This is a genomic window from Clavibacter sepedonicus (assembly GCF_000069225.1).
Taxonomy (GTDB): domain Bacteria; phylum Actinomycetota; class Actinomycetes; order Actinomycetales; family Microbacteriaceae; genus Clavibacter; species Clavibacter sepedonicus.
The window spans coordinates 2,777,616-2,799,597 of the sequence record NC_010407.1 but is presented as its reverse complement, the minus strand read 5'-3'; the positions used below and the strand labels follow the sequence as shown (position 1 = coordinate 2,799,597).

Below are 21,982 nucleotides of genomic sequence, written 5' to 3'. Positions count from 1 at the left end.
ACGATTGCCCCAGGAGCCCGGCGTGGCCGAATGGTCCTGGGGCGTACCCGGAGAACTTAGCAGCGAGCCCTTCGTCCACGGGTGAGATCGCATCCATGGACCTCCCCACCTCGGTCGACTACCTTGGACACCATGGGTGTCCGGGAGAGCGAGCAGCAGGTGGTCGGTTTGGGCCAGCCTGACTCCGCGATCGACTCTCCTCGCGACGACCGTGTCGCGTCGGTAGAGGAGACCATGAGGGTCGCCCGCATCCTCGCGAAGCGACACGCAGAGCTGCTCCGCCGCCTGGCCTGATGGTCGTCGCCCTCTCCTTCGAGGCGGTCGTTGAGATCAATCTGGAGTTCGGCGGACACGGCGCTGGCGTTCGTGACGCCAATGGTGTCCATGCGGCGGTCGGGAGGGCGTTCAACGGCTTCGGCGGCGTCGATCCGTTCCCGAGCGTCTTCGACAAGGCCGCCGCCCTGATGCACGGCCTCGCGACAACCCAGTACTTCCACGATGGCAACAAGCGGACCGCGTTCCTTTCTGCGGTGGCGTTCCTCGAGCTCAACGGCGTCGTGCTCGGCGCCGTCGAGCCGGTCGAGGCGGAGGTGTTCACCCTCGCTGTCGCCGCGGGGGTCGTCGAGACGTCTCGCGTCGCCGAGTGGTTCCGCAGCGTGCACGAGCGACGTCAGCGGGGGAGCGCGGTGGACCCGCGGATCGAGTACCTGATGCTCGTCGGGCATGTGGAGGAGCGAGACGGTTTCCTGACCGACTGGTACGGCGTCGGCATCGCGGGTCGGCTGATCGACCCGCGCGAAAGCAAGCCGCCGTATCAATTACCGGTTTTCGTCTGCGGCAAGATCCATTGGCGCGAGGAGGACACGGGCCAGGGCCATGTGCTCGCGTTGTCCGTGGTCCCTCGTGACCCGGGGTCGATGGATCCGCCCCGACGTAACAAGTCGCGTCACGGACTCGCCCCACCGGTGAGGGGCGGCCACGAGCACCACCCAGAGGACTTGATGCCCTCAACATTTCACTTCCAGGTCGCCCCGCGGATCGTGGTCCCCGGTGACCTCGTGGTGGAGGTGCGACTCGACAGTGTGCTCGTCGGAACCCTTCCCTTCAAGGTCACGTTGGTGACCCTCTCGGACTGAAGTCGCGCGCTTTGGGCGGAGCTTGTCGACAGGCTCCGCGGCAAGAATGTCCGGCGCGCGGCGCTAGGCGTCCGCGGGATCCGGCGCCGCGTCGATGCGCGCGAGGAACGCGTGCAGGTCGTCCCGGATGCGGCCGAGCTCGGTCGGGGTCATGCCCGTCCGCTCGGCCACGGTGGCGGGCACCTGCTCGGCCTGCTGGCGGAGCGCGCGGCCGGCGTCGGTGAGGGTGACGCGCACGACGCGCTCGTCCTCGGCGCTGCGCGCGCGCTCCAGGAGCCCCGCCGACTGCAGGCGCTTGAGCAGCGGCGTCACGGTCGCGGGCTCGAGGGCGAGCGCGCCGCCGAGGTCGGAGATCGATCGGCCGTCGCGCTCCCAAAGCGCGAGCATCACGAGGTACTGCGGGTGCGTGAGGCCGAGCGGCTCGAGGATCGGCCGGTACAGCGCGACGACCGACCGCGCCGCCAGCACGGCCGCGAAGCAGAGCTGGCTCTCGAGTGCCAGCGGATCCGTGCGCGTCGCGCCCTCGTGTGCCATGCCAGCTCCCTGCCGTCGCCCGAATTACCGCGTACACTGAATACTATGACGCGAGGTAAGAGTCGGGAGGACGGCCCGCGGCGCGAGCGCGGCTTCGGGGCGGCCATCGAGCGGTTCAACGAGCGGCTCCGCCCCTACCTCGGCGCGCCGCCGCTCGGCCCGTACACCGACGACCTGGTTCCTGAGCCGCAGTCGCGCCTTTGCCCCATGTGCGGCAAGCCCATGCCCGACCACGACATCGACCGGTCGGGAGCGCGCACGCAGGTGCGCTGCCCCGTGTGATCCGTTCGCGCTGCTCGCGGAGGACGACGGGCGCTGACCAAGACCCGTGGCAGAGCGAGTGGACGTCTCGAACTCCCCCGTCGTTCATCGCGCGTCTTGTGCACTGCCCGCACGCCCACGAGCACGCACCTACGTTCCAAGTGAGGCGAATCCCGCTTCCTCACGTAGGAGCCAGCATGTCCGCACGACCCCTCCATCCCGTCCATCCCCTTCGTCCCCTTCGTCCCCTTCGTCCCTTCGGCCGCACGTTCCTCTCGACGCGCCGACTCCTGGCGTTCGTGGCCGTCGGCGCCCTCGCCGGCCTCGGCCTCGGCCTCGCCGCACCCAGCAGCGACGCCTTCGCAGCCGACCACGGTTCCTCCCACGCCCGCACCCGTCTGGAGCGCTCGCTCGAGGACAAGACCCTCGTGGAGGACCTGAAGAGCGGCCGGGTCACGCAGGAGGACGTCTTGGACGCCGGCGAGCACGGGCTGACCATCAACGGACACCACGTCGACGGCTGGACGAAGCCGTCCGCCGCGCAGCAGGTGGCGGGTCAGCAGATGGCCGCGCAGCTGCGCGCAGATCCCGCCGCTGCGCAGTCCCTCCGCGACGAGATGGGAGACCTGAGCGACGGCGACTGGCCCGACTCCGCCGACGCGCCCGCGGGCAGCGCCCCGACCGGCGCCGCCGGCATCACGGAGAGCAAGCACTGGTGGAACAAGGTCATCAAGTGGTTCCAGGGCGAGCACGTCTACATCAACGGCCCCTGGTTCAAGACCATCGTCGCGGGCGGCGTGGCCGGCGGGATGATCGGGCTGTGCCTGTTCTTCGACTTCTCGAAGATCACCTGCAGCCTCGTCGGCGCGGCCGTCGCGACCGTCGCGGAATGGATCAAGAACACCACGTGCGCCCGGAACGGCATCTGGCTCTACTACCCCTACTGGTGGAAGTCGCACTGCTGACGATGCGGCGGTGAGCTCAGGACGTGCCCACGGGAGACCGTGGGCACGTCCGTTTGCGCGAGCGCGTGGCACCTCCGCGGCGACGCCGCCGACCGGGTGGCCGAGCGGGCCGACGCGGATCTGTCCCGGGCGCTCGCGCTGCTCGCGGAGGACGGGGGCGCTGACGCCGGCGCCCGCCCGCCCGCGCCCCCGTCGGTCCGCCCCGCGCGGACGAGCGTGGCGCCGGTCTGCGTCGCCTTGAGCCAGCCGGTGAAGAGGGCGCGCTCGTCGGCGTCAAGGGGATCCGCGCTGGCACCCGGAGCGCCCAGCGCGTAGGCGCGGAGCAGCGCGGCGGCGGCGTGCGGGGCGTGCAGGGCGACGGGCGGGGTGGATCGCGGCGGAGCTCCTCGGGACGCGTCGAGCGGGTGGGGTCGGGCTGGTCGCATCGGGCAGGTGGCGGGGCGCCGCCCGCCCCGGACCCAGCCTCTCGTGCTCCCGCGGCTCCGTCGTCCTCCGCGGGGGCGATGGCCGTCCGCCGCGCGCACCACCGCCTATTCAGCGGTTGTGGAATCGCATTCCCTAAGCTCGCGGATCGGGGGCCGTCTTCCGCGCCGCCCCGCACGCGATCCACGGCACCGCCCGCACGGCACCGCCGTCCACGACATCGACGCCCGACCCCCCGACAGAACGAGAGGCCGCATGAGCGCCATCCAGGCAATGACCCCCGCAGCGATCCACCCGAGCGAGGGATACGACGGCTTCGTCGGCTGGGTCCTCGGCCTCATCGAGGTGCTGGGCGAGGTGGGGGTCGGCCTCGCCGTCCTCATCGAGACGTTCGTGCCGCCGATTCCCTCCGAGGCGATCCTCCCCGTCGCCGGCTTCCTCGCCTACGAGGGCCGCATGAACGCGTGGGGCGCCTGGGCCGCGGCCACGATCGGCGCTCTCGTGGGCGTGCTCATCTGGTACGCGATCGGGGCCGCGCTCGGCCGGAACCGCACCCGCCGCCTCGTCGGCCGGATCCCGCTGCTCGACCACGCCGACTTCGACAAGGCCGAGGCGTTCTTCCAGCGCTGGGGCGGGACGGCCGTGCTCCTCGGCCGGTGCGTGCCGCTCGTGCGCTCCTTCATCTCCATCCCGGCGGGCATCGAGCGCATGCCCGTCTGGCGCTTCTCCCTCTACACGGTCATCGGGTCCGGCGCCTGGAACGCCATCTGGGTCGGCCTCGGCTTCGCGTTCGGCCCGGCGATCCGCCCGGTGCTGGAGGAGTGGAGCGGCCTCATCTCCTACGCGGCCATCGGGATCATCGCGCTGCTGGTGCTGTGGTTCGTGATCACCCGGGTGATCCGGCGGGTGCGGGCGGCCTGACCCGGGCGGCCTGACGCCGCCACCCCGACCCTCGCGCCTCGCCTCTGCCAGGCTGGAACCCATGCAGACCCCCGGCGACCGCGCCGCCCACCCTGACGACGCCCGCCCGTCGATCCGCACCGCCGGAACCGACCAGCAGCACCCGGAAGAGATCCTCGTCCTCCGCGCCATCAAGCTGGGCGACATCCTCGTGGCCGTCCCCGCGCTCCGCGCCATCCGCCGCGCGCACCCCGACGCCCGCATCGCGCTCGCCACCACCGGCTGGCTCGCGCCCGTCGTGAAGCTCCTCGGCATGGTCGACGAGCACCTCCCGCAGCAGGGCTTCGACCACCCCATCGCGCGCGAGCCCGGCACGGTCGACCTCGCGATCAACCTGCACGGCGCAGGTCACGAGAGCCGCGCCCTCCTCCACGAGCTGCGCGCGCACCGCACCCTCGGGCACGCGGCGCCTCAGCTCGATCGTCTGCCCGCCGCCGACGGACCCGCCTGGGAGGACCACGTCCTCGAGCGGTACCGCTGGGCCCGGCTCGTCTCCTGGCACGGCATGCCCGCGGATCCGGACGACGTGGGCATCCTCGTCCCCGCCGAGCCGCCCGTCGCGGAGCACGCCGTCGTGATCCATGTGGGCGCCGCCTACGGATCCCGCCAGTGGCCCGTCGACCGCTTCGCCGCGGTCGCCCGCGCGCTCGCGGATGAGGGCCGCACGGTCGTCTTCACCGGATCGGACAAGGAGCGCGAGCGCGCCCTCGAGGTCGCCGCCCTCGCCGGCATGCCGACGGAGACCGTGCTCGCGGGCGAGCTGGCCCTCGACGCCTTCGCCGGGATCATCGCCGCCGCCGACCTCGTGATCTCCGCCGACACCGGCGCCGCCCACCTCGCGACCGCCTACGGCATCCCCTCGGTCGTGATCTTCGGCCCGGCTTCGCCCGAGGAGTGGGGCCCGCCCGCGTCCGGCCCGCACATCGTGCTGACCGACGCGTCGCAGCGCCTCGGCGACACGTTCTCGAGCGTCCCGGATCCGGCCCTCCTCGCGATCACGCCCGCGCACGTCCTCGAGGCGGCCCGCTCCCTCGACGGCCACCTCGTGATCCGACCCCTCACGGACGACCCGCGCGACTGATCCGGCGGTATTCAGGATTGGCGCTCCACGCGCCCGGGCGTCAGTCAGTTAGCCCTAGTAGGGCTGACCTAATTCTGGTAAGAAGTGTCTGACAGTACATCAAGGGAGCCGTAATTGAATGACCAAATGCCGGGCCGGCCCCAGAGTCACGATAATGCCGAAAAATCTCGACGCGCGTTTGAGGAGCGACTCCCGGCCAGCTGGACCTTTACCGCCCCGACCGGGGACTACGGCGTGGATGGGGATATCGAGGTGTTTGAAGCTGGCTTCGCCACCGGCATGCACTTTTTGGTGCAGCTTAAGAGCGTCGAAAGACTTGCAGGCGCTCCTAAGAAAGCGATCAAGAACGCCACTCGTAATTATTGGGCTGCACTCGATCTCCCGACGCTTATTGTTCTCTGGGAGGCCGCCTCAGGCCGAATTTGGTGGAAGTGGGCTCATCTGGTAGATGATTGGGGGGCCGATCCGGCCAACAAGGAATTGACCGTCATTTTTGAAGATGAATGGTCAGCCGATACGCCCAACGTTGTCTTAGATGAAGTTCGGGCTCAGCGAGCTCTAAAAAAAGTGACGCGAGTCTCCCGGTCTTTGTGGCAGTGACAAGCGACGAGGTATTTTTGGGCGAAAGGGCCGGATCGTTCGTTGGAAATACCAGGCGAGCCTTGGGCGGTGTCAGGGGTTTATCGCTCCAGGCGTCGCAGAAGCGGGACCTAGTGCTCAACGTTGCTTTTACGGACGACTTTGTTGTTGTGCGACTTTCTGGCGCTCATCCTCGATACATGCACTATCCGGCACTATTGGCGAAGGGAGGACTGGAGGAGGCAGATCGCCTCGCAATTCAGGGAAACATAATGATGGCCGCTTACATGGCGTTACGGTCGATGGGCCTCGGGCTGCAGGTCTACTCGGCCCTGCAAGCCGCAATCCCCATCGCCTCCTCCGTTTACCGGGCTGATTTAATAGACGTAATAATGCGGGACGTGATCATCGCTCGTGACTTGAAATCCCTGCTCGAACTGGCTCAGAGGACCATTCTCGAGCCGCAAAGTAGTATTCAAGTAGAGGCATCGCTATCCTTAATTACCCATAAGGGCCAAATCGACGACAAGGTTCTCGAGCTTCTCGCCGACCGCTTTGCGGCCGTCGCCAAGCTTACTGGACAAGCAATTATATTCTATAACGCTGCTCAATTGATGCGGAGCGTGAATGCGGCCAAGGCACGCGATTTATATATGAAAGCCGCCGACCTAGACGCGGTTACCGCAAGCGGGCATATTGGCTTCGCGACGTTGGCGCCACTTATTATGTAGAGGAGCTATTTTCAGACGCTGAAGGCTATTACAGAAAAGCTCAGGAGGCCGGCGCTCCATATCTGGATGCATTGATCGGGGACGCTCTGCTCCGTCAGGGAAAATATGCCGAAGCGGTGGCGTTATACAGGCAGGCTGCAGCTGCAGATGACCCCGACGCTGAGTATTGGCTGCTTTACGATGTGGCTTTTTCATACCTCATAGAGCGTTTCGACTCTCCAGTCCAGGAGCGGCAAGTCGCCCAGGCTAACCGTCAATTTGATGCCCTGTCTGGAGAGAATCCTGGCGCAAGTGATGTCGAGCAAGTCCTTGCACTAGACCTCTTGTCGCCGTTCGCCCTCTGGCGCTTGACGGAGGCGGAGAGGTTGGCTGGTAGGCCCGTCCTGCCCCTACTACTTGGGGGCGCACTATTGCTCGAGGACTTCCCTCCCATGTGGGATGAAGCCCTACGGGCGGCCAATACTGAGCTACCAGGCGCCCTCGCCCCTATAATCGGCGCCATCAAAAGGCATTGTCGAGAGGAGTTTATTTCCTTCTTGTATGAAGATGATTTCGTCGACGTAGACTTTCGAACCTCAGTGTTAGCAGCTTTCGAGCAAGTTCCCGACGTCGAGGATATCCCTGCCGTGGCGCGTGCCTATGAATCGTATGACGATGAGACAAGCTCAAAGTAAGTTAAGGGTGGAGTTGGTACGCGAGGCTGGTCAGCGCGTCAGCTGTAGTCCGCGTGCACCGTCTTCGCCGCCCCGTCGAGCCGCACCGTGCCGCCGTGGGGCAGGATCCACTGCGGCCGCGTGTGCCCGAACGGGACGCCCACGCACACCACCGCGCGCGGGTTGTAGCGGGCGATCTGCTCGATGACGGTGTCGCGCTGCTCGGCCCGCAGCCGCGCGCGCTCCTCGGGCGACGGCACGGGCGCGCCCATGACGATGGTCACCGGACGGGCGACGAGCACGCCCGCGACGACGTCGAGGATCCCGCGCTCGCCGAGCCCCCGCACCCAGCGCTTCACGCTGGCCGCCGACGGCACCTCCTCGCTCGTCTCGAGCAGCAGGATCCCGCCCTCCAGCCGGTCGAGGTCCGGCATGCGCCCGGCCATCGCGATCTGGTCGATCACCTCGATGCAGCCGCCCCAGGTCGGCCCCTCCACCGTCGCCGCGGGGCCGGCCCACTTCCACGGCTCGGTCGCGGTCCGCTCGCCGTGCTCGGTGAGCGCGCGAGGATCCGTCCAGTCGATCCCGTGGTCCTCCGACTCCCCGGGCTCCGTGATCTCGAGCTCGCCTCCCTCGATCAGCGCGGCCCGCAGCGAGCGCAGGTGCACGTCGTCGATGCCGGGGCCGGCGCCGAGGTGCACCTGCGTGGATCCGCCATAGAAGGAGGGGATGCCGAGCCCGGCGAGCAGGTTGTGCAGGTTCGTGTTGTCGCTGTAGCCGAGGAAGGGCTTGGGGTTCCGGGCCAGCTCCTCGATGTCCACGTGCGGGATCACCGTGACCTGGTCGTCCCCGCCGACGGTCGAGACGATCGCGCGGATGGAGTCGTCGGCGAACGCGGCCGTGATGTCGGCGGCGCGATCCTCCGCGCTCGCCCCGAGCCGGCGCGTGGTCGGGTACTCGACGGGGATCAGCCCGGTCGCCTCCTGCAGCCGCCGCATCGCCTGCACGTGCACCACGGGCGCCATGCCGGGCGCGGCGAACGCGGGGCTCAGCACCGCCGCCCGGTCTCCCGCCTCCGCCTTGGGCACGGACTTGCGGAACCGGGAGGAAGTGGAGGGGATCATGCGGGTCATGCTCGCAGAGGAGGCGGGGAGGGCGGGTGGTGTGCTGGGCCGTGCGTCCGCTTCCGCTGTCAGAAGCTCCTCCCCAACTCGTCGACCCCGCTGCGCTCCGAAGGTGGGGTGATCTCAGGCCCGTGGGGAGACCCCGCGGGTAGGTTTGTAGAACTCAGAAAGGGGCCCGTCATGCCGCACTCGCAGACCTCCGCCGCTGCCGCCATCGCCGCACGCGATGCACGAGCCGCGGAGAGCCTCGCCTTCGCGGACGCGGCCCTCGCGCTCGCCGGACACCAGGTGACGGATCCTGTGCTGATCGAGATATCGGAGCGCGCCGCTCGGGAGGAGATCACGAGCGAAGAGGCAGTAGCCGCGATCCGTCGCCACGTCATCGGATGATGCGCCGTCGGCCGACGTTCCGAACCTGGGACGACTACTTCATACCGGGTACGACCGTCCTCAGGAACAAGCTCACGGGCCCTGGCAAGCCCCACGGTGAGACAGACTCCGACAAGCTGCGCGTCAGCGAAGAAGACATCGCGCGTGTGAGACTCGCCGAGCTATATCGGCAACCCATCGACGGACACTTCGACTACCCGCACATGAAGGCGATCCACCGCCACATCTTCCAGGACGTCTACGACTGGGCCGGCGAGGAGCGCGTCGCTCCCGTCGGCTCCTTCATGAGCAAGGACGGGCACTCCTACTACCCGGCCGGTCCGACCCTCACCGAAGCAGCCGAGGCCCAGTACCGGCAGCTCGCCGACAAGGACCTCCTGCGGGGCCTCGATCAGCGGGAGTTCGTCCACGAGCTCGCGGAGAGCTGGGGCGAGCTCAACGTGATCCACAGCTTCCGCGAGGGCAACACCCGCACCCAGTTCGTGTTCTTCTCTCAGCTCGCGGAGCAGGCGGGGTACCGCATCGAGTCCTCCCGGTTCGCCGTGGGATCGCCGCTGAGGGAGCAGTTCGTCGAGGCCCGATTCCACAGCCAGGACACCGGCAGCAACGCGCGTCTGGAGGAGGTGCTGGGGCGAGCGGTCGTCCCTCTCCCGCGCCCGACATCGCCCGGGACCACCCGACCTGAGGGGCCGTCACCGTCGCGTGCGGTCCATGGCGTCGCGCGACCGGGCCCAGTTGCCGGTGGTCGTGTGGGCGGCCGAGACAGCGGCTACGGGAGGTAGCGGCAGGTGGCATCCGGGCAGGATCGATCCGCGAGTGAGGTGGGCCGGACCGGGCTCCGCGACATGGAGGATCAGGAGCCGCGGCTCGAGGCGCTGCGACTAGCGCTGGTCGCCGGTGAGGAGAGCGGCGAAGCAGCACCCTTCGACCTCGACACGTTCATCGCGGACAAGCGCGCCTGACGCCATGGCGGTTCCCACCGGCCGCGAAGACCTCTAGGTGCCCCCTACGGCCCACCCAACCAGTGGTCAATCCGGTGGTGGTCGGGGCTGAACCCGTGGCCGACACCCCAGATGACCGCCTGGGTGCGGCTCTGCACCTGGATCTTCCGGTAGATCGAGCGGATGTAGCTCTTCACCGTGTTGGGGGAGAGGTACGTGAGCGCCGCGACCTCCTGGTTGCTCTTGCCCTGCGTGATGAGGGCGAGGATCTCCGACTCGCGGTCCGTGATCCCCTCGCGCTTGCCCGGCCAATCGAGCGACGGCGCGCTCGCGGCCCGCAGCGGCGCCTGGTTGAACAGCTCCTCGCCCGCGTGGATCCGCTCGAGCGCCTCCACGAGTTCCCGTGCGGGCAGCGCCTTGGAGAGGTAGCCGTGCACGCCCTGGCGGCGGGCGTCAGCGATCAGCTCGGGCTGGAAGTTCCAGGTGTAGACGACCACGCGGCGGGCCCGCGGGTTGCGCACCAGCTCCGCGATCTCGTGGTGGTCGGATTCGGGCTGCGCGAACGAGTCGTACAGCACGATGTCGATCTCGTCGGAGAGAGCGGCGTTGGCATCGATCTCGGCCACCAGCACGCGGTCGCGGTAGTCGTCGAACATGTGGGCGAGGCCCTTCAGCACCACGTCGTAGTCGTCGACGAGCGCGATCGTGACGGGGCGGGTGCGGGCGGCGGGCATGGATCCACCATCCCACCCCCAGGGGTGTGTCGTCACACCCCGCAGGGTGGTTGATTGGATCCATCGCCCCACCGGGCACCGCAGCGCGACCCCGCGTTCACCAGAGAGAAGGACACCATGCTCGGACTAATCATCAGCCTCATCGTCATCGGCCTCATCGCCGGCTTCATCGCCCGCGCGGTCGTGCCCGGACGCCAGAGCATGTCGATCCTCATGACCATCGTGCTCGGCATCGTCGGCTCGTTCGTCGGCGGATTCCTCGCGTTCCTGCTGTTCCAGCGCGACGCCATGGACGGCTTCTTCCAGCCCGCCGGCATCATCGGATCCATCATCGGCGCGATCATCGTGCTGCTCATCTACGTGAAGGTCGGCGGCCGCAAGTCCGTTCGCCGCTGAACACGGCCGGGCGACCCGTCGATGCGCTGGCGCGCGTCTGACGACAGCCGGTAGCGGAAGACGAGGAGGGGCGGGCGGCCATGTGGCCGCCGCCCCGTTCCTGTGCCCGGGTCATCTTTCCAAGACTCCCCGAAATAGGGGGCGCGCCCGTGCGATTCCGCTGTGAGGATTCATCCGGCGCGAGACCGACTCGCAGGAATGCGAGGCGATGATGATCGCGACGACGAAGACGTGGCGCGGAATGGCTCTCGCCATCGCGATCGCACTGGGCACCACGACAGCTGCGGGAACGGCGATGCCCGCGCAGGCGGCCGCCACCATCGCCTTCTCCTCGAGTTCGGCACCGGTCATCTCCGGCTCAGCGACGGTCGGCTCGACCCTGACGGTCGCCACCGGTTCCTGGACTCCCGCGCCGACGGCCTTCGCCTTCAAGTGGTGGTCCGATGGTGTGGCGGTTTCAGGTGCGACTGCCTCCACGTACGCAGTGCGTACCGCCGACGTGGGCAAGCAGATCACGGTCACGATCACCGGCTCGAAGTCCGGGTACACCTCGCTGTCGCGATCGAGTGCTGCGACGGCGCGGGTGACGGGTCCCGCTTCCGTGTCGATCCCCGCGCCGAGGGTCGTGTTCGACGACTGGATGCTCGACACGGTCTCCGGATATCACGTCTACCTGTCGCTCGACGCCCTTCCCGCCGAAGTGGATGAGCCGCGCTACCAGTACGAGTTGAACGGTTCGGGCACCTGGCAGGACATGGGCGGCGCGGCCGTGGGGGAGGGTGAAGCGTGGGCCCCGGCTTCTCCTGGTGACCACCAGGTCAGCTTCCGTGTGGCAGGCACTGTCGACGGTGCTTTTGTCACGGGCACGCCGACCCCGCGCGTCTTGCATCGCGCTCGGGGGTACGTCCACGAGTCGACGCCCACAGCCGTGGTGTCCGGCTCGCGGATCACCTTCGCGTGGGATGTCCGTGAGGCGTTGAACGGATGGCCCGAGGAGGACGGAATCGGGTACACGATCACGGGCACCCCGGGCTGGACTCCCGCGCCCGCAGTGGGGTCGGTCACCGTCGATGTCGGATACGACGCGACGATCACGTTCTGGATGGAGTTCGGCGGCGGTGCAGACTTCTCCAGATGGGGCGAGGTGACCGCCACGACCGGGCATGCCCCGTCGGCGACGCAGCTCCTCACGTCCACGCCGGCGCCGTCGATCATCGGCACCGCGAAGGTCGGCAACATCCTCACGGTGCGCACCAGCACGTGGGAGCCGAAGCCGGTCGCCCTGAGCTACCAGTGGAACCGCAACGGAAACGCCATTCCCGGAGCCACCAACCCGACCTACACGGTCGTCCCCGCAGATGCCGGGACGCAGATCACCATCTCCGTCACGGGTGCGAAGGCGGGCTTCACCTCGGCGACGAAGACCTCGGCCGCGACAGCCCGCGTGCCGCAACCGATCATCACGGGCGTCGCACCGACGGTCTCCGGCGTCCTCAAGGTGGGTCAGACGCTCACCGCGAAGGCCGGCGCCTGGACTCCGCAGCCCGTGACGGTGACGTACCAGTGGAAGCGCAACGGCGTCGCGATCCCCGGCGCGACGGCGACGACGTACTCGCTCGTCGCGGCCGACAAGGGCGCGACGATCACCGTCGCCACGACTGGCGCAAAGGCCGGTTACCCGTCGCTCGTGAAGACGAGCGCGGGCAAGAGGATCGCATGATCCTCGTCGCCCGGCGCTGAGGGACAGAGGAGGGGCGGGTCGCCGAGGAGGCGGCCCGCCCCTCCGGCGTGCGCGGCGTCAGGCGCGTGCGGGCGCGTCGGCGGCGCCCGCCGGCCCCAGCAGCGGCGCCCGCGGATCCACCAGCACCGACCGCGCCGCCGCCCCGAAGCCGCGCATCGCCCGGCCCCAGTACGCCCGCGGCGCGACGCCGCAGGCACGGAGGGCCGCCCGGTGGTCGACGACGATCACCGTCGCCGCGCCCGCCGCGACGACCGTCCACGCGGCGCCGATGACCGCGCGCAGGGGAGCGGGGGTGTCGCGGAAGCCGGTGCGGAGGCGGTCGATCTGGAAGCGGACGTGGTCCAGCTCGTCGTCCGCGATGCGCTGCCCGAGGGCGCGGAGCGCGGGATCCGGGGCGTGGTCGGCGAGGGCGTGGAAGTAGCCCGTCGCGACCGTCTCCGCGATGAGGAACAGGCTGATCTCCGTCCGCAGCCCGATGAGGTGCCGCAGCCGGGTGAACGCCGCGTCCGTCCAGTGCGCGGGCAGCGCGGGCGCGTGCAGGTGGTCGAGCGCGCGCACGAACAGCGCCGCGTGCTTCTGCTCCTCCTGCACGAGGAGCGCGAGCGCGTGCGTGTACGCGGGATCGCCCGCGGCGGTCGCCATCCGCAGGAGGTGGACCCCGTCGCCGCTCTCGCCGAGCGCGAACCGCTGGAACGAGCGGACGAAGGCGCGGCGGGTGCGGGCGTCGAGCGGCGAGGGCGTGCCGGACGGGATCAGCTGCTCGGGGCTGAGGTGCCGGTCGGCGTTGGCGTGGAAGTGGGCGATCCAGTCGGCGGCGGTCGCCATGCGAGCGGTCGCCGCGGTGGGCCGTGCGGGCGTCGGTGTCTGCGTGATCGAGGTCATGCCCTCCCGCTAGGAACGGCGGTGCCCTGGCCTCGCCCGGCGGAGGAGGGACTCCGGGGGTCGCCGCGGCGCATCCTGCGGCGGACACGTGGTCCGCGAGGCGGACGCCGGCTACGTCCTCCGCCCGACGGCCATCGGGTGACGGTTCATCGGCTGGGCGTGATCGCCGTCATCCGTGGCTCATGATGGGCATGGGCCCACCGGCAGGACGATCCGTCCACGCCGTGTCCGCGGATCCGGTCACGACGACGACGCCCGGTCGGAGCAGCGACGCGGACACCCGGTCCGCCGCCGGGCGACCCGAGCCCGGGCGGTCCGCCGCTCGCATCAGGCCGCGTGCCTACGAAAGGAACCACCATGAGCATGGAAGGCGTCGCCTGGAGCTCGCTCTACAAGATCTCGAGCGCGCGGGACGGCCGGAATGGCATCTCCCGGGAGTCCGTGAAGCGGATCATGACGTTCGCGGTGCCGTACCGGGCGAAGCTGCTGCTCTTCATCGGGCTGTCCGTCGTCGGCGCGTTCCTCGCGGTGGCGACCCCGGTGCTCGCCGGCCAGGTGGTCGACGTCATCGTCGCCCGGGGCGAGGTCGCCACCATCGTGCGGCTCGCCGTCGTCATCGCCCTCGTGGCGGTGGCCGACGCCGGCGTCTCGCTCGTGACGCGCTGGTACTCGGCGCGGATCGGCGAGGGCGTGATCCTCGACCTCCGCACCGCCGTGTTCGACCACGTGCAGAAGATGCCGATCGCGTTCTTCACCCGCACGCGCACGGGCGCCCTCGTGAGCCGCCTCAACAACGACGTGATCGGCGCGCAGCAGGCCTTCAGCGGCACGCTGTCCGGGGTGGTCACGAACGTGTGGCGCTGATCCTCACCCTCATCGTCATGCTCAGCACGTCGCGGCTGGTGACGGTGCTCGCGGTGGTCATGCTCCCACTGTTCCTCGTGCCCGCGCGCCGCATGGGCGGTCGCCTCGCCGCGCTCCGCCGCGAGGCCGCCGACCACAACTCCGCCATGAGCACGCAGATGACCGAGCGATTCTCGGCGCCCGGCGCCACCCTCGTCAAGCTGTTCGGCCGGCCCGACGAGGAGTCCGAGGAGTTCCGCGTCCGCGCCGCCCGCGTCCGCGACATCGGGGTCCGCACCGCGATGCTGCAGTTCGTCTTCGTCACCGCGCTGATGCTCGTCTCCGCCCTCGCGCTCGTCTACGGGCTCGGCGGCTTCCTCGCGCTGGCCGGCCAGCTCGACACCGGCGAGGTGGTCACCCTCGCGCTCCTCCTCACGCGCCTCTACGCGCCGCTGACCAGCCTCGCGAACGCGCGGGTGGAGATCATGAGCGCGGTGGTCAGCTTCGAGCGCGTCTTCGAGGTGCTGGACCTCGAGCCGCTCATCCAGCAGAAGCCCGACGCCGTCCTCGTCCCGGAGGGCCCGGTGGCGGTCGAGTTCGACGACGTCCGCTTCGCCTACCCGTCCGCGGACAAGGTGTCCCTCGCCTCCCTCGAGGAGGTCTCCACGCTCGACACCCGCGGCGGCGAGGAGGTGCTGCACGGCGTGTCCTTCCGGATCGAGCCGGGGCAGACCGTCGCCATCGTCGGCACGTCAGGTGCGGGCAAGTCCACGATCGCGCAGCTGCTCTCGCGCCTGTACGACGTCGACTCGGGCGCCGTGCGCCTCGCGGGGACGGACGTGCGCGACGTCACCTTCGCCTCCATGCGGCACACCCTCGGCATGGTGACGCAGGACGGCCACCTGTTCCACGAGACGATCCTGTCCAACCTGCGCCTGGCCCGGCCGGATGCGACCGACGACGAGGTGTGGGACGCCGTGCGGCGCGCACGGCTCGAGCCGCTCATCCGCTCCCTGCCGGACCAGCTCGACACCATGGTGGGGGAGCGCGGCTACCGGCTCTCCGGCGGCGAGCGTCAGCGCATGACCATCGCGCGGCTGCTGCTCGCCCGCCCGCGCGTCGTCATCCTCGACGAGGCGACGGCGGCGCTGGACTCGACGTCGGAGGCCGCCGTGCAGGCCGCGCTGAGCGAGGCGCTCGAGGGGCGGACGGCCCTCGTCATCGCGCACCGCCTCTCCACCATCCGCAGCGCCGACCTGATCCTCGTGGTCGAGGACGGCTCCATCGTCGAGCGCGGCACGCACGAGGAGCTGCTGGCCGCGGGCGGCCGGTACGAGGAGCTGCACCGCACCCAGTTCGCGGTGCCGAAGGACGTCGCGGCGGAGGAGGATGCGGACGCGTCGGGCGCGCCCGGGCGCTGAGCCGGGTACGCCTCAGCCGAACACCCGCCGCACCACCTCGTGCTCCTGCTCGAGGCCGTCCCACTCGTCGGATCCGTCGGGCCGGGTCGACTCGTTCACCATGGCGAGCGCGCCCTGATAGCCCGCGTCCTGCAGCACGCGGAGGGAGCGGGCGTAGTCGACGTCGTCGAGGCGGCCGGCCTCATCCCGGTGGGCCTTGGCGTGGCACGTGACCGCGTGCCCGGCGATGCGGGCGAGCTGCTCGTGCTTGTGGGGCTGCGTCCAGTTGCCGAGGTCGATGAGGAGGCGCACGTCGCCGGCGTCGGCCAGGAGCGCGAGCACCGCGTCCGCGTCGGGCATCATCTCGCGCCAGTTCTCGGTGACGACGGCGACTCCCGGATGCGCGGCGGCCAGTCGCGACAGCCGCCTTGCGCTCGCCGCGAGCGTCTCCGGCGTGGGCGCGCTCCGACCGGCGACGACGCGCGCGTGGTGCGCACCCAGCGCCTCGGCGTCGTCGAGCTGCGCGGAGATCCACCGCTCGTGCAGGTCGGCGTCGGCCGGGTGCGTGAGGTCGCCGTCGTCGACGAGGAACGCGTCGAGCGTGATCCCCGACGCGGCGAGCGACGCCCGCAGGTCGGCGAGGTACCCGGCGTCCCGCGTGGGCAGCTGGAAGTGGGTGATCTGCACGGCCCGGTAGCCGCGCCGCGCCAGCTCGGCGGGCAGGTCGAGGAGGTCGAGCGCCCCGGCGGCGCGTCCGCCCGGGGTGGTGGGGCCGGATCCGTCGGGGCCGGGGACCCGCGGCCGCCCGAGCGTCCCATCGAGCGACCAGGCGTGCACGGCCTTGTCGGTCGGGCGGGTGGACGCGGTGGGGCGGGTGGTGCCGGTCGGCCCGGCGCTCCCGGTCGGCCCGCTCATCGGATCGTTCCGCGGTCGTCGTCGTTGGCGGTCATGCGGCCTCCGTACCGCCCGCATCGGCGCGGGCCATGCGTACGATCGTAGGCGCGGGCTTGCGCCGCGTCACGGCCGGATCCGGGCCCTGCCGCTCGAACGTCGCCCGCCCACCCCGATCACCGCCGAACGAGGAGCGCCATGGACATCGTCGTCTGGAACGAGAACGTGCACGAGAGCCGGGGTGACGCGACCGTCCTGTCGCACTACCCGGACGGGATCCACGCCGTGGTCGCCGACGGCCTCCGCGAGCTGCTCGGCGACGACGCGCGCGTGAGCACGGCGACCCTCCAGGAGGATCAGCACGGCCTCACCGAGGAGCGCCTCGCCGCCACCGACGTCCTCTACTGGTGGGGCCACGTGGCGCACGGCGAGGTGTCCGACGAGGTCGTCGCGCGCGTGATCCGCCACGTGCACGCCGGCATGGGCCTCGTCGTCCTGCACTCCGGCCACTACTCGAAGGTCTTCACGCGCCTGATGGGCACGACCTGCTCGCTCAAGTGGCGCAACGACGGCGAGCGCGAGCTGGTGTGGACCATCGCGCCGCAGCACCCGATCGCGGCCGGGATCCCGCACCCGATCGTCATCGACCGGCAGGAGATGCACGGCGAGCAGTTCGACATCCCGCGCCCCGACGAGGAGGTGTTCCTCTCCACCTTCGCGGGCGGCGAGGTCTTCCGCTCCGGTGTCGCCTACCACCGCGGCCGCGGCCGCGTCTTCTACTTCTCGCCCGGCGACCAGGAGTACCCCGTCTACCACCACCCCGACATCCGCCGCGTGCTCGCGAACGCCGCCCGCTGGGTCGCGCCGACGGACGGCCGCGCCGAGCTGACTGCCGACGAGCACCCGCGCGACTGGTTCCTCGCCCGATGAGCGCCGCGAAGCTGACGCCCGCCACGCCCGCCACGACCGCCGCACCCGTGACCCCGGCCACCCCGGCGACGCCCGCCGCGCCCGCTCCCGCCGCTGCGCCCGCCGCATCCGCCTCCTCCGGCCCCTGCGTCCGAGTGATCCACGTCGGCCTCGGCGGCTGGGGCGGCGACTGGGCACGGAATGCCGTGCCCGCGGTCGCCGAGATCGAGGTGGCCGCGATCGTGGATCCGAGCGAGCCCACCCGCGAGAAGGTGCGCGCGCTCATCGGGCTCCCCGCCGAGGCCGCCTTCGCCTCGCTCGCCGACGCGCTCGCCGCGGTGGAGGCGGATGCCGTCATCGTCACGGCGCCGGCCGTCACGCACGCGCCGCTCGCGCTGGAGGCGCTCGAGGCGGGCAAGCACGTGATCGTCGAGAAGCCGTTCGCGAACTCGACCGCGGAGGCCGCCGCCGTGGTGCGCCGCGGCGAGGAGCTCGGCCTCATCGTGCAGGTCAGCCAGAACTACCGCTGGTACCCAGCGCCGCGCCGCGTGCGCGAGCTGCTCGCGGCCGACGCGCTCGGCGAGGTCGCGACCATCGAGATCGACTTCCGCCAGTGGGACAACGACGAGCCCGACGACTACCCGCACTACCGGTTCCCGCAGCCGATCATCAACGACATGGCGATCCACCACTTCGACCTGATCCGCATGGTCACCGGCCGCGAGGCCGTGCGCGTGTTCGCCCGCACCAGCCGCCCGTCGTTCAGCCACTACCGGGATCCCGCGGTCGCCTCCATGGTCATCGAGCTGGAGGGCGGCCTGATCGTCGACTACCGCGGCAGCTGGCTGCACCGCGGACCCGTCACACCGTGGGCGGGCGAGTGGCGCATCTCCGGCGAGGACGGCGAGCTGACCTTCACGAGCCGCGGCGCGGGCCTGCGCGCCTTCGCCCTCTCGATCCTCGGCGGCCCGCCGCCCGAGACCAGCGGCCGTGACAACCTCGGCAGCCTCGCGCTGATGGAGGCGGCGGGCCGCTCGGCGGAATCGGGGCTCTTCGAGGACGTACGCGACCCGCTCGCCTAGCTGTACTCGGCCATGACGTTGGTGACACTTCGGGGCGTGTGAAGAGGCCTCCTGGCTTGATGGAGCTGTTCAGTTCAACCATCGCCAGGAGGCCTCGATGTCCCACGGTAATGCTCGTCTGACGGTTCACGGGAGGGTTCTCCTCGTGCGGCGGGTGGTGGAGGATCGTCGGCCGGTCGCGCACGTCGCGCGGGAGCTGGGGGTGTCGCGGCAGTGCGCGCATCGATGGGTGAACCGGTTCCGTGCCGAGGGGCTGCGAGGGCTGACGGATCGGTCATCGCGGCCCCGGTCAGTACCGAGGCGAACGAGCCCGGAGCGGGAACGGGCCGTGCTGGAAGCGCGGGCCCAGTTGCGGGCGGGTCCTGCGCGGCTGGCGCCGGTGACAGGTGTTCCATCCCGTACGATCTCCCGCATCCTGCGCCGGCACGGGGCGCCGCCGTTGGCATGGTTGGACCCCGTCACCGGGGCCGTGATCCGGGCATCCCGGTCAACGGCGCACCGGTATGAGCACGAGCATCCGGGTGATCTGATCCACGTGGACGTGAAGAAGCTCGGGAGGATCCCGGACGGAGGCGGCTGGCGGGTCCACGGGCGCAGCGAGCAGGTCCGCGGCCGCGGGATCGGGTTCGATTACGTCCATGCCGCGGTCGATGACCACACCCGTCTCGCCTACGCGGAGATCCATCCCGATGAGAAAGGCGCGACCGCGGCCGGGTTCCTGACCCGCGCAGCGGCGTACTTCGCCGGGCATGGGATCACCCGGATCGAGCGGGTCATCACGGACAACGCGTTCGCCTACCGGCACTCGACCGTGTTCAAGAACGCCGTCCAGGACCTGGGCGCGCGGCAGAAGTTCATCCGCCCGCACTGCCCCTGGCAGAACGGCAAGGTCGAGCGCTTCAACCGGACCCTCGCGACCGAGTGGGCCTACCGGCAACCCTTCACCGGCAACCAACACCGGGCCGACGCGCTTGACCCCTTCATCGAGCACTACAACACTGAACGAATCCACTCAAGCCACGGGCTCACGCCCGCGGCCCGAGTGTCACCAACGTCATGACCCAGTACAGCTAGCGCCGCCACCTCGCCACCCCCGACGGCGTGGGTCTGCGCGCCGACGGCCGCCTCGAGCTCGCCGAGATCAAGACCACCGCGAAGCCGTGGCGCAGCATCCCGCGCAACTACCTGCGGCAGATCTGGTGGCAGCAGTACGTGCTCGGCGCCGAGCGCTCGCTCATCGTCTGGGAGCAGCACGTGGACTTCGTGCCCGTGCACGAGATCCCGAAGTGGAAGTGGATCGACCGGGACGAGGCCGAGATCGCCGCGCTGGTGGCGCGCGCGAACGACCTCATCGCGCTCATCGTGCGCATGGCGAACGCGCCGGCGGGAGCCCGCGGCCTGGCCTGAGCCGCCGACCCGGTCCTGCGCGCCCGCCATCCCCGGGTGCCCTCCCGCATTCTTCTCGCCCGGGGAACACCGCGGAAACACGCCCGACTCACGCGGCGACTTCACTGGACGAGCGGGGGCGCGATGGGATCCACCATGCCGCCGCCTTCCGGGGAGGGGTCGCACGATGAGCCAGGTCGTCCAGTCGAGAGCCGTCGTCGCCGCCGAGGCCGAGCGGGATCGGGCGGCTGCGGCGATCGCCCTCGCCCCGCACGGGGAGACCATGCGCGCCGTCGTCGTCGCGGAGACCGGCGGACCCGACGTGCTGCACCTCGCGGACGTACCGGTGCCGCACCGCCTCGACTCGGAGGTGCTGGTGAAGGTCGTCGCCGCGGGCGTGAACCCCATCGACCTGCGGCTGCGGGCGGGCGAGTCCGGCGGGCCGACCCTCGGCGCGCTCCCGGCGGTGCTCGGCCGCGACTTCAGCGGCGTCGTCGTCGAGTCGCCCTACGAGGACCACGCGCTGCATCCGGGCGACGAGGTGTTCGGCCTCGCGATGGTGCCGCGGATGCCCGGCAGCTACGCCCCCTACATCGCCGTCCCGAGCGTGAGCCTCGCCCGCAAGCCCGCGCGCCTCTCGCACGTCGAGGCGGCGGCGACGCCCGTGAGCGCCCTCACCGCGTGGGGCATGGTCGTCGACATCGGCCGGGCGCACGAGGGACAGGTCGTCCTGATCCACGCGGGAGCCGGGGGCGTCGGCCACTTCGCGGTGCAGTTCGCGCGCCACTTCGGGGCACGGGTCGTCGCGACGGGCTCGCCCCGCAACGTCGACTGGCTGGCGGAGCTCGGCGCCGACGAGGTCATCGACCGCACGCAGGTGCGCTTCGAGGACGTGCTCGAGGACGTGGACGTGGTGATCGACCTGGTCGGCAACTGCACGGACGACACCGGCACCCGCTCGCTGCAGGTCCTCCGCCGTGACGGCCTCCTGGTCAGCGCGCCGGTCCGCGGCTGGCCGACCCTCGTGCAGGACGCCGCCGCCGTGGGCGTGCGCGCCACCCACTACGAGGTCGCGCCCGACGGGCAGAAGCTCGCGGTGATCTCGCGGCTGCTGGAGTCCGGGGACATCAAGGTCTACGTCGACGAGGTCTTCGACCTGGAGGACGCCGCCGAGGCGCACCGCCACATGGAGAGCGGGCACGCACGCGGCAAGGTCGTCCTCAACGTGTCGCGGGGCTGATCCACGCCCCGCTACTCTCCGGCGGTCGCGGCCAGCGCCTGCTCCATCACATGGTCCGTCTCGACCGCATCCGACAGTCGGAACGACCGCGTCCCCACGATGCGGAACCCGCTGCGCTCGTAGAACCGGATGGCACGCGAGTTGTGCTCGTTCACGCCCAGCCAGATCCCGGCCTCGCCGTCGAGCCCCCGCTCCCCCGCGAGCTCGCGCGCGACGCGCAGCGTCTCCGCCATGAGCGGCCGCGCGACGCCGACCCCGTGCGACCCCGCCTCGACGTACACCTTGCTCAGCTCGACCTCCGGCCGCAGCCGCAGCACGCCGGCCACGTCGGCGTCGGCGGGCGGGGCGGCGACGACCATCGTGTACCCGACCATCTCCCCGCCGACCTCGGCGAGCACCACCCGGTGCGCCGGATCCGCCAGGTGCGCCCGGAAGCGCGCGGGCGAGAGCACGGTGCGGATGTGCTCCGCGATCGCCTCCGCCGTGGTCGTCGGCGGGCACGCGAGCGCGAACGTGCGGGCGGCGAGGGCGGCGACCGCGTCGGCGTCGGCGGGAACGGCCACGCGGAAGGACGGGACGGCAGGAGTGACGGCGGGATCCGGGATGCTCACCCTCGAGAGCCTAGGCAGCCGCGCGGCCCGGGAATGACGGAAGGGCCCGCCGGAGCGGGCCCTTCCTGTGCTGCATGTCGTGCGTGCGC

General features: G+C 70.4%; 23 protein-coding genes and 2 pseudogenes. 19 read left to right on the top strand and 6 right to left on the bottom strand.

The annotated features are described in order from the left end of the window. The first annotated feature begins 293 nt into the window (after positions 1-293). Complete coding sequence (locus CMS_RS16260; RefSeq protein ID WP_012299901.1) at positions 294-1,136, top strand: type II toxin-antitoxin system death-on-curing family toxin; 843 nt, start codon at positions 294-296, stop codon at positions 1,134-1,136. 63 nt (positions 1,137-1,199) lie between these two features. Here CMS_RS16260 and CMS_RS13080 read toward each other — a convergent pair whose 3' ends face one another. After that, complete coding sequence (locus CMS_RS13080) at positions 1,200-1,670, bottom strand: MarR family winged helix-turn-helix transcriptional regulator (protein ID WP_012299900.1); 471 nt, start codon at positions 1,668-1,670, stop codon at positions 1,200-1,202. A 45-nt stretch (positions 1,671-1,715) separates the two neighbouring features. Between CMS_RS13080 and CMS_RS13075 the strand changes: the two genes are divergently transcribed. The 7 genes from CMS_RS13075 to CMS_RS17180 all read left to right on the top strand — a co-directional run bounded on the left by CMS_RS13075 (position 1,716) and on the right by CMS_RS17180 (position 7,344). Beyond that, complete coding sequence (locus CMS_RS13075; RefSeq protein ID WP_012299899.1) at positions 1,716-1,952, top strand: hypothetical protein; 237 nt, start codon at positions 1,716-1,718, stop codon at positions 1,950-1,952. A 176-nt stretch (positions 1,953-2,128) separates the two neighbouring features. Next, entirely contained in the window at positions 2,129-2,896 is a 768-nt protein-coding gene (locus CMS_RS13070) for a hypothetical protein (protein WP_106408655.1), read from the top strand. Positions 2,897-3,574: 678 nt separating this feature from the next. Continuing rightward, complete coding sequence (locus CMS_RS13060; RefSeq protein WP_012299896.1) at positions 3,575-4,240, top strand: DedA family protein; 666 nt, start codon at positions 3,575-3,577, stop codon at positions 4,238-4,240. Between the two features lie 61 nt (positions 4,241-4,301). Continuing rightward, positions 4,302-5,360, top strand: coding sequence for a glycosyltransferase family 9 protein (locus CMS_RS13055; RefSeq protein WP_012299895.1), 1,059 nt, complete (start codon positions 4,302-4,304; stop codon positions 5,358-5,360). Positions 5,361-5,486: 126 nt separating this feature from the next. Continuing rightward, a complete protein-coding gene (locus CMS_RS16735) occupies positions 5,487-5,960 on the top strand; it encodes a DUF4365 domain-containing protein (RefSeq protein WP_012299894.1) in 474 nt (157 codons plus the stop codon). Between the two features lie 179 nt (positions 5,961-6,139). Next, complete coding sequence (locus tag CMS_RS13050; protein WP_133064101.1) at positions 6,140-6,670, top strand: hypothetical protein; 531 nt, start codon at positions 6,140-6,142, stop codon at positions 6,668-6,670. 71 nt (positions 6,671-6,741) lie between these two features. Then, positions 6,742-7,344 carry a hypothetical protein gene (locus CMS_RS17180; RefSeq protein ID WP_012299892.1) on the top strand — a complete coding sequence of 201 codons (603 nt, stop codon included), beginning with the start codon at positions 6,742-6,744 and terminating at the stop codon, positions 7,342-7,344. Positions 7,345-7,382: 38 nt separating this feature from the next. Here CMS_RS17180 and CMS_RS13045 read toward each other — a convergent pair whose 3' ends face one another. After that, complete coding sequence (locus CMS_RS13045; protein ID WP_041464702.1) at positions 7,383-8,447, bottom strand: S66 family peptidase; 1,065 nt, start codon at positions 8,445-8,447, stop codon at positions 7,383-7,385. A 180-nt stretch (positions 8,448-8,627) separates the two neighbouring features. On the opposite strand from CMS_RS13045, the gene CMS_RS13040 reads away from it, so the two are divergent. The 3 genes from CMS_RS13040 to CMS_RS16730 all read left to right on the top strand — a co-directional run bounded on the left by CMS_RS13040 (position 8,628) and on the right by CMS_RS16730 (position 9,799). Next, complete coding sequence (locus CMS_RS13040; protein WP_041464701.1) at positions 8,628-8,837, top strand: antitoxin VbhA family protein; 210 nt, start codon at positions 8,628-8,630, stop codon at positions 8,835-8,837. Positions 8,838-8,983: 146 nt separating this feature from the next. After that, positions 8,984-9,619, top strand: a complete 636-nt coding sequence (locus CMS_RS13035; protein WP_223842659.1) for a Fic/DOC family protein — start codon at positions 8,984-8,986, stop codon at positions 9,617-9,619. Between the two features lie 6 nt (positions 9,620-9,625). Continuing rightward, positions 9,626-9,799 (top strand): type II toxin-antitoxin system ParD family antitoxin, encoded by a 174-nt coding sequence (locus tag CMS_RS16730; RefSeq protein ID WP_012299889.1) that lies wholly within the window; start codon positions 9,626-9,628, stop codon positions 9,797-9,799. Between the two features lie 44 nt (positions 9,800-9,843). On the opposite strand, the gene CMS_RS13025 is transcribed toward CMS_RS16730, so the two are convergent. After that, positions 9,844-10,512, bottom strand: coding sequence for a response regulator transcription factor (locus CMS_RS13025; RefSeq protein WP_041464700.1), 669 nt, complete (start codon positions 10,510-10,512; stop codon positions 9,844-9,846). A gap of 117 nt (positions 10,513-10,629) precedes the next feature. Here CMS_RS13025 and CMS_RS13020 point away from each other — a divergent pair, with 117 nt between their 5' ends. Beyond that, positions 10,630-10,908, top strand: coding sequence for a GlsB/YeaQ/YmgE family stress response membrane protein (locus tag CMS_RS13020; protein WP_012299887.1), 279 nt, complete (start codon positions 10,630-10,632; stop codon positions 10,906-10,908). 208 nt (positions 10,909-11,116) lie between these two features. Continuing rightward, entirely contained in the window at positions 11,117-12,628 is a 1,512-nt protein-coding gene (locus tag CMS_RS13010) for a hypothetical protein (protein ID WP_133064103.1), read from the top strand. 78 nt (positions 12,629-12,706) lie between these two features. Here the strand turns inward: CMS_RS13010 and CMS_RS13005 are convergent, their stop codons facing one another. Further along, the gene (locus CMS_RS13005; protein WP_106408654.1) at positions 12,707-13,531 is read right to left on the bottom strand and encodes a ferritin-like domain-containing protein; all 825 of its coding nucleotides are present in this window, start codon (positions 13,529-13,531) and stop codon (positions 12,707-12,709) included. Positions 13,532-13,888: 357 nt separating this feature from the next. Here CMS_RS13005 and CMS_RS13000 point away from each other — a divergent pair. Then, positions 13,889-15,795: pseudogene (locus CMS_RS13000) on the top strand (ABC transporter ATP-binding protein). 12 nt (positions 15,796-15,807) lie between these two features. Here CMS_RS13000 and CMS_RS12995 read toward each other — a convergent pair. Then, entirely contained in the window at positions 15,808-16,689 is an 882-nt protein-coding gene (locus tag CMS_RS12995) for a sugar phosphate isomerase/epimerase family protein (RefSeq protein WP_049791946.1), read from the bottom strand. 174 nt (positions 16,690-16,863) lie between these two features. Between CMS_RS12995 and CMS_RS12990 the strand changes: the two genes are divergently transcribed. The 5 genes and pseudogenes from CMS_RS12990 to CMS_RS12970 all read left to right on the top strand — a co-directional run bounded on the left by CMS_RS12990 (position 16,864) and on the right by CMS_RS12970 (position 21,282). Then, complete coding sequence (locus CMS_RS12990) at positions 16,864-17,595, top strand: ThuA domain-containing protein (protein ID WP_012299882.1); 732 nt, start codon at positions 16,864-16,866, stop codon at positions 17,593-17,595. Then, positions 17,592-18,656 (top strand): Gfo/Idh/MocA family protein, encoded by a 1,065-nt coding sequence (locus CMS_RS12985; RefSeq protein ID WP_256890511.1) that lies wholly within the window; start codon positions 17,592-17,594, stop codon positions 18,654-18,656. Before CMS_RS12990 ends, CMS_RS12985 begins: the two co-directional genes overlap by 4 nt. A 97-nt stretch (positions 18,657-18,753) precedes the next feature. Beyond that, complete coding sequence (locus tag CMS_RS12980) at positions 18,754-19,716, top strand: IS481-like element IS1121 family transposase (protein ID WP_012299003.1); 963 nt, start codon at positions 18,754-18,756, stop codon at positions 19,714-19,716. Between the two features lie 14 nt (positions 19,717-19,730). After that, positions 19,731-20,063: pseudogene (locus CMS_RS12975) on the top strand (YqaJ viral recombinase family protein); the annotation flags it as partial. 262 nt (positions 20,064-20,325) lie between these two features. Further along, positions 20,326-21,282: an NADP-dependent oxidoreductase gene (locus CMS_RS12970; protein ID WP_012299881.1), complete on the top strand. Its 957-nt coding sequence runs from the start codon at positions 20,326-20,328 to the stop codon at positions 21,280-21,282. A gap of 11 nt (positions 21,283-21,293) precedes the next feature. Here CMS_RS12970 and CMS_RS12965 read toward each other — a convergent pair whose 3' ends face one another. Next, positions 21,294-21,893 (bottom strand): GNAT family N-acetyltransferase, encoded by a 600-nt coding sequence (locus CMS_RS12965; RefSeq protein ID WP_106408653.1) that lies wholly within the window; start codon positions 21,891-21,893, stop codon positions 21,294-21,296. Between the last annotated feature and the right edge of the window lie 89 nt (positions 21,894-21,982).